The 12,447-nt window shown below is 69.1% G+C and carries 11 protein-coding genes and 1 pseudogene; 6 read left to right on the forward strand and 6 right to left on the reverse strand.

All coding sequences use genetic code 11. From position 1 onward, the window contains the following. The first annotated feature begins 147 nt into the window (after positions 1 to 147). Entirely contained in the window at positions 148 to 1,014 is an 867-nt protein-coding gene (locus OHA37_RS00530; protein WP_266914830.1) for a hypothetical protein, read from the forward strand. A gap of 427 nt (positions 1,015 to 1,441) precedes the next feature. Next, positions 1,442 to 1,678, forward strand: coding sequence for a hypothetical protein (locus OHA37_RS00535; protein ID WP_266914832.1), 237 nt, complete (start codon positions 1,442 to 1,444; stop codon positions 1,676 to 1,678). Positions 1,679 to 1,738: 60 nt separating this feature from the next. Here OHA37_RS00535 and OHA37_RS00540 read toward each other — a convergent pair whose 3' ends face one another. The 3 genes from OHA37_RS00540 to OHA37_RS00550 form a co-directional block, all read right to left on the reverse strand. Further along, complete coding sequence (locus OHA37_RS00540) at positions 1,739 to 1,918, reverse strand: hypothetical protein (RefSeq protein WP_266914834.1); 180 nt, start codon at positions 1,916 to 1,918, stop codon at positions 1,739 to 1,741. Further along, on the reverse strand, positions 1,915 to 2,412 hold the full coding sequence (locus OHA37_RS00545; RefSeq protein WP_266914836.1) for a hypothetical protein: 498 nt from the start codon (positions 2,410 to 2,412) through the stop codon (positions 1,915 to 1,917). Before OHA37_RS00545 ends, OHA37_RS00540 begins: the two co-directional genes overlap by 4 nt. 259 nt (positions 2,413 to 2,671) lie before the next feature. Next, a complete protein-coding gene (locus OHA37_RS00550) occupies positions 2,672 to 3,805 on the reverse strand; it encodes an alpha/beta hydrolase (RefSeq protein WP_266914838.1) in 1,134 nt (377 codons plus the stop codon). A gap of 470 nt (positions 3,806 to 4,275) precedes the next feature. Here OHA37_RS00550 and OHA37_RS00555 point away from each other — a divergent pair, with 470 nt between their 5' ends. Both OHA37_RS00555 and OHA37_RS00560 read left to right on the forward strand, forming a co-directional pair. Further along, positions 4,276 to 6,753: an MFS transporter gene (locus OHA37_RS00555; protein WP_266914840.1), complete on the forward strand. Its 2,478-nt coding sequence runs from the start codon at positions 4,276 to 4,278 to the stop codon at positions 6,751 to 6,753. A 387-nt stretch (positions 6,754 to 7,140) separates the two neighbouring features. Beyond that, positions 7,141 to 7,668, forward strand: coding sequence for an NUDIX hydrolase family protein (locus tag OHA37_RS00560; RefSeq protein WP_266914920.1), 528 nt, complete (start codon positions 7,141 to 7,143; stop codon positions 7,666 to 7,668). A 250-nt stretch (positions 7,669 to 7,918) separates the two neighbouring features. Here the strand turns inward: OHA37_RS00560 and OHA37_RS00565 are convergent, their stop codons facing one another. After that, positions 7,919 to 9,034, reverse strand: coding sequence for a HEAT repeat domain-containing protein (locus OHA37_RS00565; RefSeq protein WP_266914842.1), 1,116 nt, complete (start codon positions 9,032 to 9,034; stop codon positions 7,919 to 7,921). A 269-nt stretch (positions 9,035 to 9,303) separates the two neighbouring features. Here OHA37_RS00565 and OHA37_RS00570 point away from each other — a divergent pair, with 269 nt between their 5' ends. Continuing rightward, the gene (locus OHA37_RS00570) at positions 9,304 to 10,206 is read left to right on the forward strand and encodes a GNAT family N-acetyltransferase (RefSeq protein WP_266914844.1); all 903 of its coding nucleotides are present in this window, start codon (positions 9,304 to 9,306) and stop codon (positions 10,204 to 10,206) included. 84 nt (positions 10,207 to 10,290) lie between these two features. Here the strand turns inward: OHA37_RS00570 and OHA37_RS00575 are convergent. Then, positions 10,291 to 10,392 (reverse strand): annotated as a pseudogene (locus tag OHA37_RS00575) (DUF5958 family protein); the annotation flags it as partial. Positions 10,393 to 10,552: 160 nt separating this feature from the next. Between OHA37_RS00575 and OHA37_RS00580 the strand changes: the two are divergent. Then, positions 10,553 to 11,152, forward strand: coding sequence for a hypothetical protein (locus tag OHA37_RS00580; protein WP_266914846.1), 600 nt, complete (start codon positions 10,553 to 10,555; stop codon positions 11,150 to 11,152). Between the two features lie 269 nt (positions 11,153 to 11,421). Here the strand turns inward: OHA37_RS00580 and OHA37_RS00585 are convergent, their stop codons facing one another. Further along, on the reverse strand, positions 11,422 to 12,291 hold the full coding sequence (locus tag OHA37_RS00585) for a DUF3592 domain-containing protein (protein ID WP_266914848.1): 870 nt from the start codon (positions 12,289 to 12,291) through the stop codon (positions 11,422 to 11,424). Between the last annotated feature and the right edge of the window lie 156 nt (positions 12,292 to 12,447).

Raw genomic sequence — 12,447 nt, forward strand, 5'->3', positions numbered from 1 at the left:
GTCTGTCACGAGGTCCGACGTCGACGATGATCACCTCATGACGACCAGAAAAGGGCCATGTCGTCTAGGCGCCCCGCTCGCGCGCCGCCGCCCGCCGCTCATCGCAGCGCCCGATGGCCGTGACCGCCCGCCCAGGAGAGGCCGCCCGTGCAGAAGACCGCCCTCACTCCCTACGCTCATCTCCCCCGAGCGCACCACGACCGCCACGTCCTGACCAGTAACGTCGACGTATTCGGTGTCGCCCACTGGCTGCTCGCCGAACACGCTCCGCAACCCGGCGGCGATGTCCTGCCCTTCGATGCCCTGGTCGTGTCCGTTGATCCGGGCGGCGACGTCGAACTCACCGAGCTGAGCGCGGTGCGGGCCCGCTGGCCGCGCCTGGACCGCCTGCCCGACGGCGGATTCCTCGTCGCTGCCTCTCGCGCCCGTCGGTACGAGGACGGGAACCAGGTCCAGGTCTTCGACGCGCTGGGCCGGGAGACCTCGTCCTTCTCCGTCGGAGACGCAATCGAGCACCTGCTCGTGGACGAGGCCGGCCTCATCTGGGTCGGGCACTTCGATGAGAACCCGTCCGGCATCCACCGCTGGAGCACTACGGGCCACCCCATTTGGACGTCGGATGGTGCCGACATCCCCGGTCTCTTCGACTGCTATGCCCTGAACGTGTCGGGGACCACCGCCTGGGCGTGCACCTACACGGACTTCCCGCTCGCTGAGATACGCACCAACCGACCCGAACAGCCTGTGAGGGTCTGGACGAACCAGGTGCGGGGCGCCAAGGCAGTGGCTGTTCACAGAGATCAGGTGGCCTTCTACGGCGGCTACGGCGAGGAGCAGGACCGACTCGCTCACGGCAAACTCACCGAAACATCGGTCGAGCCAACAGACGTCGGCCTGCTCACCCTGCCCGATGGCACCGCCCCGGGCCGCCGACGGGCCCTCGGCCGAGGAAGCAGGATCTACGTCCAGGCCGAGCCGTTCACCGCGTGGGGCATGCTCGACCTCAGCAGCTGATACCCGGCGCTGGCGGGGCGCACCAGCGAGGGTCAGACAGTCTTCGACCGGTTGATCGAAATCTCCGACGGGCAGGCACCCGGTGCTCCTCTGCTGCGCTAAGTCCTTGACGCCGCAGCGGGGCCCACGGTCGAGGCACCGTTCCACTGCTCGACACGAGCAAGCGGGCCAGCTTGCGCTCGGCGTCACCGTCGGGCCGAATCTGTGCATCGGAGTTGTCCATCCGGGCCAACTACAGTGCTAACCCACACGCGTGGCGATTGCCCTGTGTCATCGAACATTGAGCGCTTGTCATCGAACCTTGATGCCGGCAGGTGGTGTCATCGGGGAACGCGCCAGCCGGACCGGTGCCGCCCTTCGGGGCCCGACTGGCCGTGACAAGAGGGCCCGGCCGATCCGCACGTCGTCGATCTGGGATGATGCCCGGATGGAAATTGGTTTCCCCTGGGGGTCCAAGCCGACCGTAGACCTCCGCATGTGGCGTCCCGACGCGATCGTGCTGTTCGACTGGCTGATGAGCACCGACCTCAATGCCGTACCGATCACGCACCCGGCTCAGAAGCAGGCCCTCGTAGACCTGCTGGCGCGCTTGGAGGATGTGGACGTCATGGAGTCCACCGAGGAAGAGATCGCCGCTGCCCAGGACGAGGTCATGGGCTTGTAGAAGATCAAAGTTCGGTGAGACGGAACAGTGACCGGGCGCTTCAGTTGGCGGATGAGCTTGCTACCTGGCGGGCAGTGCGGCGTAGATGGCGGACGACTGGTCGCAGGCCAGTGCCGCTACAAAGCGCGCGGAGGGAGCCGGGCCCTCGGCCGCAGGCCGCTCCCCCAGCCAGAGGCCAGGCTTGTCGATGTTGAGCCCGGTGAAGTGCTCGCTGTACCCGTCGTGCTCGTCGTCGATCACGCACTCGGCTCTGGGTCTGATCCTTGAAGGGGCTCTCTAGAGCGCTGTACGAGGACGCGGCGCACGTGCTTCACCGTCACCGCCGCCGGGAGACCGCCCAGGAGGAGCGACAGCCCCACCGGGAGCACCCCGGCCCACACCGTTGGTGAGACGTACGCGGTGCCGGACGTACCGTCCACCAGCCACGCACGGACCGGTTGCGAATCGAGGTCGCCGTCGACGGGGACGACGAACGACGAGCCGCCGTCGTCCGGGGTGAAGGCACCCGAGCAGAACCTCGACGTACCCGCACTGGCCACGGTGTTGTCGTACGTCCGGCAGTCGGTTGCGGTCACGGTCCCGGGCTCGCCCCACAACGCCGTCCGCAACTCCCCGGTGAAGTTCGTCAGCACGACGTAGGCCAGAATCAACCCGCCCAGACAGGCCAGCGCCAGCCACGGCGCGGGTCCGACCTGCTCCGACTGCCCGTCCAGAACGTCCCCACCCTCGCTCATCCCCACCCCTCGGATCGCCGACGGACCTCCATGGTGACCGCTCCGAAGCACCCTCGGAAGCCCTCCATGGCGTGCTGGTGGGCTCGCACGATCGTCGAGTCGACGGACACCAGCCAGTCGACTCGACGTCGCCGGCCGTGTCCTTCTCCGCCCGGACCCCCGCGGTATCCGCGAGAACGCTGTCGGGACGTTTCGGCAACGCGGCGAGGCGCCGCGCCAGACGTCGCGGCCCCGGCCATGATCCGCCGCCGGGCAGGTCCTAGGTCGCCGTCCTCCCGGCCCGTACCCACGCGGCGAACTCCTCGATGCCGTCGATGAGCGCCTCGAAACGGAAGGAGTGGAAGAGGTCGAAGGCGTGGTGGCCGCCCGGGAGTTCGACGTACACGACCGGTGAGGTGGAGACGGAGCGCAGGGCCGTGACGAGGGCCTTGGGGTTCTCGGTCTCCACCAGCTCGTCCAGGTCGCCGTGCGCGATGAGGAACGGTGGCGCGTCCGCCCGGGCGAGGTTCACCGGTGAGGTCGCCGGATCCCCGTCGAAGTACGTCCCGAGATAGCCGTTGAAAACGATGGCGGCGGTCACCGAGGTGTCCGCCTCTTCGAACCCGGGCTGATAGGCGGGTTGGTTGGGGCTGAGGGCGGCGAGCGCCGCCATGTGCCCACCCGCGGAACTTCCCGACACGAACACGCCCGCCGCGGGGTCCGCGCCGTACGTCTTGGCGTGCTCGCGGGCCCAGGCGATGACCTTCTTCGAGTCGATCAGATGGTCCGGGTGGGAGAAGGCCGGCCTCAGACGGTAGTTGGCGCTGATGCAGACCCAGCCCTGGCTCGCGAGCCGGTAGAGCAGGGGCAGTGACTGGGTGTTCTTACGGCCTTGGTCGTAGTGGCCGCCATGGAAGTGGATCAGTACGGGGCCGCCCTCGGGGCGCGAGCGGTGATGGTAGACGTCGAGGAGGTTGCGGCGGCCCGCGTCCCCGTAAACGAGGTTGCCCACCCGCTTGACGTCGCCGCGGCGGCGGAACACGGGCCTGAGCAAGATGCGCGCCAGGGGCGGCCTGCGGCGCGTGGCGGTTCCGGCGCCGAGCGCCTCGTCCAGGGCCCGCCTGACCACCGGCGCCGTCCGTATCCCGCGGCGGGCGACCACCACGAGACCGACGGCCGCAAGGGCAGCCAGAGCCACCGCCGCCCAGTCGGCAACCGTGGCAATGTCGCCCTCCACGAAGGCCAGCACCGTCGAGGCCGTCAGCGCGTAGAGGACGATGTGCGGTATCTCGCTGAAGACCAGACCGAGCCGGTAGCTGAAGAAGAAGAGCGGCTTCGGCCCGCGGATGCGCACCAGGCAGAACACCGTGATCAGCGCGGCCAGCACCGCGGTTGACGCATAGCCGACAGCCATCGGAACCACTCCCCCTTGACGCCTCTGCCGAAGTACCCCATCTGTAGTTCCACGGATGGGGTACCAACGAAACCGCCTGGCGCCAAGACCGAAAGGCTGCCGGGTTCGCCGTCTCGATGACGCAGTCCTCGTCCTCAATGCCCATGCGGAACAGGTGTGTTCCTTCCACCAACTTCGACAGCGGCGTCGTCTTCCTCTCTGTCGTGGCGGCAGCGGGTCCGGCGCGAGTGTCCGGTGCGTGGCCGGTTGGCCGGGATCGGGTCGCGAGGGCCCGGTCACGGGCCGGTGTGGGCCCTCACCGGTTCGGGTGGTTCTCCGTACCGGGCGATTGTTCACGGCACCCCCTCTCACCGGCTCTTATGCCCGTCGGGCAGGTCCGGGGCGTCAATCCGCGCGTTTGCTCCTGTTGTTGCCGAATGCGAGAAAAGGGCCGCAGGTGCGATTGCCTGGGGCAACGAGGGGAGCAGTACGTGGGCGGTATCACTCTGGTGACGGACGAGCAGGCCGCCCCGCGGCCGGGTCCGGTCCACTTCGAGAAGAGGAGCCGTCCCGAGCCGGCCGGCCGGGACGTCGCGAGCGGGCCGCCGCCGCGCACCGCCGAAGTAGGTCCGGTACCAGTGGAGTTCAGCCCACGCCGTGTCCGGCTGGTGTTCTTCGGGCTGATGCTGGCGCTGCTGCTCGCCGCGCTGGAACAGATGATCGTCGCCACGGCGCTGCCGAAGATCGTCGGGGAACTCCATGGCCTGGACCGGATGTCGTGGGCCATCACGGCCTATCTGCTCACCTCCACCATCGGCCTGCCGCTCTACGGCAAGCTGGGCGACCTCTTCGGCCGCAAGAGCGTCTTCCAGTTCGCCATCGTGGTCTTCATCATCGGTTCCGCGCTGGCCGGCTGGTCGCGCACCATGAACGAGCTCATCGCTTTCCGCGCGGTCCAGGGCATCGGCGCCGGCGGGCTCATGATCGGTGTGCAGGCGATCATTGCGGACATCGTGCCGCCCCGGCAGCGCGGCCGCTTCATGGGGCTGATCGGCGCAGCCTTCGGCCTCGCGTCCGTCGCCGGACCATTGCTCGGCGGGTTCTTCACCGACCACGCTTCGTGGCGCTGGTGCTTCTACATCAACGTCCCGTTCGGGCTGATCACCATGGCCGTCATCGCCGTCGTGCTGAAGCTCCCCAAGCCCACGGTCCGGCCCCGGCTCGACGTGATCGGCGCCGTACTCCTCGCTGCGGCCTCGACCTGCCTGGTACTGCTGACCAGCTGGGGCGGCACCGAGTACGCATGGGGCTCGCGGATGATCCTGGGGCTCGCCGTCGGCGCTGCCGGAACGTCCCTGCTCTTCGTGGTCGCCGAGCACCGCGCGGCCGAACCCATCATCCCGCTGAGGCTGTTCCGCGACCCGGTCTTCACGGTCACCGCCCTGGTCGGGGCTGTCGTCGGCATCGCGCTGTTCGGCGCCGCCAGTTATCTGCCGACCTACCTCCAGATGGTCGAGGGCGCCACCGCCACCGAGTCCGGGCTGCTGATGCTGCCGATGATGGGCGGGGTCGTCGTCGCTTCCATCGTCTCCGGCCAGCTGATCACCAGGACCGGCCGCTACAAGGTCTACCCGGTCCTCGGCGGGGCGCTGTCCACCTTCGGCATGTGGCTGCTGTCCCGGCTGGAGACCGGCACCACCCAGCTCGCGTACAGCATGTGGATGGCCGTCCTCGGCGTCGGCATCGGGCTGGTGCTGCCGGTGCTGGTCCTCGCCGTACAGAACTCGGTGCGGCCCACCGACCTCGGCACCGCCACCAGCGCCAACAACTACTTCCGGCAGATGGGCGGCAGCATCGGCGCCGCCGTCTTCGGCACCGTCTTCGCCGGCCGGCTGTCCGACGCCCTCTCCGACCGGCTGCCCGTCGGCACCGGGCTCCCGGCCTCCTCTTCCATCACCCCGCAGCTGGTGCACTCCCTGCCTCCGGCCGTCAGGGACGCGTACATCGCGGCCTACGCCGAGGCGATGCCGCGGATCTTCCTCTACCTCGTGCCGGTGCTCGCCCTCGGCCTGCTCATCGCATGCTTCCTCAAGGAGAAACCGCTGGTGTCCCACAACGCCCCCGCAGCCGACTCGGTCTCCGAGGCCCTCCCGCAGTCGCTCCCCGGCGAGGTCCCCGCCGCCCGGAACTCGACCGACGCCTCCCGGCCGGGCGAACTGCCGGTCTGCGGAACCGTCCAGCACCCCGACGGCAGCACGGTCCCCAGCGCTGCCCTGACCCTGATCGACGTGAGCGGCCATCAAGTCGGCCGGGGCGCCAGCGGAGCCGACGGACGCTACGCGCTGAGCGTGCGCGGCCCCGGTTCGTACGTCCTGATCGCGGCGGCCGGCGGTCATCAACCGCAGGCAGTCAGTGTGACCGTGGGAGAGCAGCCGGTCGAGCTGGACGTGGTGCTCGGCGGCGCCGGGCGGCTGGCCGGTACGGTCGTCACGGCCGACGGCACCCCGGTCCCCGACGCGGCCGTCACCCTCACCGACGTCCGGGGCGAGGTGGTCTCCTCCACCCGGACCGGCCGGGAGGGCACGTACGTCATGTCCAAGCTGGTGGCGGGCGAGTACACCCTCGCCGCGAGCGCCCCGGCGTTCCGGCCGGCCGCACTGCCGGTAAGCGTGCAGGCCTCCCGCGAGACCCGCCAGGACGTGGAGCTCGCAGGCGGCGCGGTCCTGCGCGGCACGGTGCGCGCCGGCTCAGGAAGGCCGGTCGAGGATGCCCGGGTGACCCTGCTCGACGCGGCCGGCAACGTGGTGGACACCCTGACCACCGGTTCGGACGGGACCTTCCGGTTCATCGACCTGCCGTCGGGCGAGTACACGGTCATCGGGGCCGGCTATCCGCCGGTGGCGACGGTCCTGCAGGTCGCGGGCGCCGGGCGCACCGAGCGGGACGTACGGCTCCGGCACGAAGACTGACGAACAGACACGAAACGGTGGGGCTGCTCCCTTGGGGGCAGCCCACCCGTCTCCGCTCCAGGGTCACGGCTCACCGGGTACGGGTACGGGTATTGGTACGGGTGCGGGCGCGGGTACGAGTATGTGGCTGTACCCGAACTGCCCGGTGCTCCACGCCTCCGAGCCTGGGCGGACAGGGCTCCGGAGGCGTCGGCGTCCCCGCCGTGGCCCTGCTGAAGCTCAGGACGCCTCGCGACCCGACATCGCCCCTCACGATCACCCGTTCCATCGCGTAGATCCTCCCGACATCGACCCGAGCTGCACCCGGAATGGGAACCTGCCCGTGTGAACCGGCCCGTGGGTCCTGCGGCTACGGCACCTGGAAAGTACGATCAAGCAATGTCTGACATGACCGAAACCACGCCCGGCTGGCTGACCACGGATGAGCTTGAAGTGGCCAGAACCCAGATGCCGATCCTGTACGTGACAGCGGTTCCAGTGCGGGTGGACGATAGCGGCGAAGTCACCGGTATCGGGCTGCTGCTGCGCATGGGTCCGGACGGAACGGTCAGCCGGACCCTTGTGTCCGGACGCGTCCTGCACCACGAGCGGGTCCGTGACGCGCTGTTGCGCCATTTGGAGAAGGACCTCGGGCCGGTGGCTCTGCCCCGTGTCCCCGCATCCCTCCAGCCCTTCACCGTCGCCGAGTACTTCCCCACCGCCGGCATCACCGCCTATCACGACCCCCGCCAGCACGCGGTGTCGCTGGCCTACGTCGTGCCAGTGGCCGGTGACTGCCGGCCCCGGCAGGACGCGCTGAACCTGGTCTGGTTCAGTCCCCAGGAGGCCGCCGACCTGGCCGTGCACGACGAGATGCCCGGCGGCCACGGCGTACTGCTGAAGCAGGCTCTCGCACACACAGGACACACCTACTGAGAGCCCCGCAACGTGCGCGAAGGCACGCCGGGGTCTGCGGCAGAGCCGTGAGGGTGGGATCTTGTCGGGGCACCGGAATTCGGGTCCTCAAGATCCCTCCGATGTCGGGTGCCGAGGGTCACTGAAGCAGGATCATCTTGCTTAGGAGCTCGGACCCGGACCGCCCGTAGAGCTGCCTCTTGATCTTCTTGATGCGGTGTGCGGCGCCTTCGACACTGCCGGAACTCCGGTCCAAAGTGAGGTCGGCCAATCAGAGCAGGGCTCGGATGGCGTCGCGCTGCTCTGGCAGGCCGGCTTCCCTGAGCCAGCGGATTTTGTTGCCCATGTTTCCCCAGCAGTTGTCATTGGCGGTGAGGGCCTGCAGGAGCTCTCGTTGCGCGGCTGACAGTTGCAGGCCAGGGCTGTGGCCGACGGGGAAGGCTTTGACCAGCAGCGGACCCCAGTCGCGGTCGACGGAGTAGTCGCTGGCGAGCGGTATCAGGGCCATGGCCGCCGGGGCTAGGTCCTCGAAGGCCTCGACGCGGTCAAGGGCGGCCTGCAGGAGGGTGAAGCGGAGCCAGCCGTCGATCTGAGGGAGGGGGTCGGGGAACCAGTGATCTGCCTCGGCCGGGTTGTGCAGGGCTTCGAGCAGGACGGCGGTGGCGCGGGGCATGCGCGCGCATCCGGTGGCCAGAGCGGCACAGGCACGTACGGCTGGGTCAGGATCATCGAGAAGGCCAGCGGTGTCCTGGCCCCAGGCACCCATGGCCAGAACGGCGGAGGAGCGTTCTCGGCGGCTGCCGTCTGATGCAAGAACGCGACGCAGGCGGTGGGCGGCGCGGGGGACGAACTCGGCGAGTTCGGGTGCCTTCAGAAGGTGCGTGACCGTTCCGAGGGCTGCCTCTCGGGTGGCCGGATGCGGATCCTCGAGGAACGGTTCGACCGCGTCGTAGAGCTCGGATCGGATGTTCCGGCATGCGCGGATCGCTTCGAGCTCGTCTTCGTCCTCGCCGTCGCACTCACCCCCGTACTCGCCATCGCTGCCGGGGCCCTCGCCGTAGGAGGCCGAGTCGGCGATCTGACCGAGCCAGTCGAGAAGTGCGGCCCGCAGGGGCCGGTTCCGGTCGTCCCAGGGGAAGAAGCTCTCGTGCTCGGCCATAGTGTGGGGGTGGGGCAGGATCCGTGCGACGAAGAGTGCGGCGGGCGGGGTGGAGCTGTACAGGGAGCCCTGGTGCAGCACTGACATATCGAGCATTCCCAGCGCCTCGGCCTGCACCTCGGGATCCTCGTTCAGGAGCCGGCACAGGTACGGCGGGGTGTCCTCAGCGCTCCCGTATGCATGCTGAAGGGTGCCCCATGCGGTTGCCACGAGCAGTTCTCTGGCCATCGGAGGCAGTCCGGACCATTTGGAGGCGTCGCGGTCCTCGTGTCGATTCGTCACATGCACAGCCTGCCGAACAGCACTGACAACCGGTTGCGGCAGGCCAAAAATCCGTTCTCGGTCACTCGATCACACTGTTACGCTCCGCTCGCGTCCTCGACCGCGAAAAGGGAGGTGGGAACCGTGAGCCAGCTGACTCTCGTGTGCTCCCACCCCGTTCCGAGGACGCCGGGGATCTGAAGGGGAGCGCGTCGCTACCCGGAAGGACCCCTCACGTGACCGATCTGGTCATCCGCGCCCTCGCCACAGGCGAGGAAGCACTTTTCGAATCCCTGCCCGATCCCGGTCTGGTCGGCTTCGCCGCCTTCGGCGACACCTACAGCGGGCTGGCCGCCGCCGGTGAGTACCGCCCCGAGTGGACCTGGGTGGCCCTGCGTGACGGTGTGGTCGTGGCGCGAGCGGCTTGGTGGGCAGGGCCAAAGGACGACAAGCCGCTCGCTCTGGACTGGTTCGACTTCACGGACGCCGGTGCCGCCGTACAACTACTCCGCGCTTCGCCGCTGCACGCCGAGTACTCACTCAAGCTGCCGCCCGGCTGGCGCGACGTCCCTGCGGTCCGGGAGCAGGCCCAGGCCCGGATCGACGCGGCCATCGCCGCAGGCATGGCTCCTCTGGTCGAGCGCTTCCGGTACCGCTGGACGCCGGACTGCGGTGTGCCCGCGCGCCCGGGCCGCCTCGAATTCCGTCCCGAGCCCGACGACGCGGCGATCCTCGACGTCTTCCGCCGTATCCACCAGGGCAGTCTCGACGCCCATGTGCGCCGCACCGTCGCCGCATCCGGGCTGGAGGCGGCCGCCCAGGAACAACTGGACTATCTGCGCTGGCTGCCGAGCCCGCGCGAGTGGTGGCGCCTTGCCTACAACCCTGCCGGGGAACTCGTCGGCCTGAGCGTCCCCGCCCGCCACTACGGAGACCCTCTCATCGGCTACATCGGCGTGGTGCCCGAGCACCGTGGCCACGGATACGCCTATGACCTGCTCGTCGAGGCCACGCACAAGCTCGCCGACGAGGGCGTGGACCGCATCGTGGCCGGGACTGACCAGACCAACGTTCCGATGGCCGCCCACTTCGCGAGGGCCGGCTACCCCATCGCCCAGGAACGCATCGACCTGATCTAGCCCAGAGACAGGAAACGGTGTGGGACTCGGGGTGTGACAGCCGAGCCCCCCGCACCCGCTCCTGCGACTCCTGAGCCACCAGTAACCACATCCGTCGGAGCAGAAGCGTTCGCGGCGCCGTTCGTCCGCGACCGCGAGTACCGGGACCAGGAGCCGGAACGCCCTGCGGCGTTCGTCGACCGGGATGAGGTCGGCGAGCGTCCGATGGCTTTCGGGGCGTGGTCACGGTCAGAGCCTGACGGGCTTGGCTCCACTCTCGTCCTACGCCACAGGCCCCGATACCGCGGGCTCCCGATGAAGATCTGATGGTAGGTTCGCGGCCGCAGATGCCGACGGGGGGAAGATCATGACGCCGACCACACTGCCGGAACCGTCCGGCCAGCCCTCGCACGGGCAGCGCAGGGCACGCCGCATCGTGGTTCGTACGGGTACCGGGGTCCTCCTGCTCCTGCTGCTCGGCACCCTTCTCGCCGGCCAGCCGTGGAACGCGCCCTGGTGGCCCGGCAGGACCGAGGTCACCGGCGTCCCCGACCCTTGTGAGGTCATCTCCGAACCGACCCGCAGGCTGCTGCCCGGAGTCGTCCCCGTGCGGGACCCGTGGGAGCGGGTGCTGGTGAAGCAGGAAGTGTGCGAGGCCAAGAACGACACGGGGTCCCTCAGGCTCGGCTATGAGCAGTGGCAGTGGAGACACCTCAAGTCCCCCCAAGCCGGAGAGGCGGCGGCCCACGACCGGCTCCAGAGCCTCATGGACCGCGGCCATGGCCGGAGCTGGGACCCGGTGCCGGGTCTCGGCGCCGAGGCGTACCGGGATGGTTCGACCGTGCTGGTACGCAAGGCCAATGTCATCGTCCGTGTCTCGTACAGCGAAACGCGGACGGAGTCGGCCAGCAGGGTGGCCGAAGCCGAGCACCTCGCCCGCTCAGCAGTGGCCGCACTCCGTCGCTAGGGAGCGTCCGGCGGGCGTGAAATTGCGTGGGCTCAACGGATCGGTGCGGAGCTGGCATACCCCCTCCCCCTCGATTTACCCGCCCCGCCCTCGGCGCCGAGGGCGGGTCTATTACCGGGTCGATCAGGAAGTGCTCGTGGCGCTCTGGCCTCCTGGGATTACCCGTTCGCGGCTGGGGGCTGCTCCGTGAACGGCCAACGGTGCGTCGCTGAGCACCGGGTTGCCCGGAGCATCCGCGGAGAGCCAAGTGCAGTCTTCGATCGGGGCTGTTACAACAGGACGGCTCCCGCTACGGTCGTCACCGCGCCGAGGAGCAGGCCCTGGATGACAAAGACGATGTCCCGGATGGCGGAGCGGCGGGAGGCGGCAACGTCCAGGGTGAAGATCTCGGGGGCGTCGGGCACGTAGTGGACTGTCATTTCCTGGCCGTACGCGGTGGCCGGGTCCTTCGGCGGGGTGGGGAGGCGGGCAGTGACGGTCGTTCCCTCACGGGTCGTGAAGGCGATGATCGAGGCGTAGCTGGTCCAGGTCCCCTCGTTGTCGTCATGGATGGACTTGGTGACAGCGATCAGACGGCCCTGGACGCAGGTGGCTTCGGCCAGCCGCTCCGATTCCTGGCGCGCCAGACCAAGGTCGTGGCGCAGGACGAACAGCATGGCGACGGTCAGCGGGCCGCCGGCGCCGAGCAGTGCCCAGGGGTAGCCGTGGCGGATCGCGGTGTCGGTGACCAGCCCGGCATAGAGCAGAAAGACCGCGAAGTTCGGCCAGCCCCGCCCGCTCAGGCCGTCCTGGAGTGTGTAGGCGACCTCGAACCGCTGCGGGTTGCCCGGCGGGTGGAGCACCGCGACCTCGCGGCCGACCCAGACCGTGTCCAGTTGGATTCCGCGCTCGGCCTCGTACCGCAGGGTGTACTCGTGCCCTGTGGCGGTGTCGGTGTCGGTGTCGGGAAAGGCAATGACCACGGGTACTCCGGCCGTGCCGGGGGCGCCGTGTGCGGGAGCCTGCACCTCGACGATCCGCCCGGTCACCCGAACTGCACGCTGTCCACGAGTGGCCCCGGCTAGCGCCCATCCGTACCCCAGCAGCGCCCATAGTCCACATACCGCGCAGGCCAGCAGCCGCGTCACCTGCCAGTCCATGCCCGGGCCCCCTGTTCGCCCCCTGTTCGTCGCCGAGCGCCAGATCTACCACGCCCGGGCGGCAGCGGTAAGTGGTGCGGCCAACTGTCCATGCAGGCGGAGTCGGCTCTGGCGCGCACCCTCCTGAGAGGAGCTCGGTGGCCACCGGCCGTCTCG

It is taken from the genome of Streptomyces sp. NBC_00335, assembly GCF_036127095.1.
In the GTDB taxonomy this organism is placed as follows: Bacteria; Actinomycetota; Actinomycetes; order Streptomycetales; family Streptomycetaceae; genus Streptomyces.

What these genes read in the sequence shown, in the direction of transcription:
- OHA37_RS00550 (WP_266914838.1), bottom strand. Translation starts at nt 3,805, where the DNA reads ATGGCTGTCGGCTATGCGTCAACCGCGGTGCTGGCCGCGCTGATCACG.
- OHA37_RS00565 (WP_266914842.1), bottom strand. Translation starts at nt 9,034, where the DNA reads ATGGCCAGAGAACTGCTCGTGGCAACCGCATGGGGCACCCTTCAGCAT.
- OHA37_RS00545 (WP_266914836.1), bottom strand. Translation starts at nt 2,412, where the DNA reads ATGAGCGAGGGTGGGGACGTTCTGGACGGGCAGTCGGAGCAGGTCGGA.
- OHA37_RS00535 (WP_266914832.1), top strand. Translation starts at nt 1,442, where the DNA reads ATGGAAATTGGTTTCCCCTGGGGGTCCAAGCCGACCGTAGACCTCCGC.
- OHA37_RS00585 (WP_266914848.1), bottom strand. Translation starts at nt 12,291, where the DNA reads ATGGACTGGCAGGTGACGCGGCTGCTGGCCTGCGCGGTATGTGGACTA.
- OHA37_RS00560 (WP_266914920.1), top strand. Translation starts at nt 7,141, where the DNA reads ATGACCGAAACCACGCCCGGCTGGCTGACCACGGATGAGCTTGAAGTG.
- OHA37_RS00580 (WP_266914846.1), top strand. Translation starts at nt 10,553, where the DNA reads ATGACGCCGACCACACTGCCGGAACCGTCCGGCCAGCCCTCGCACGGG.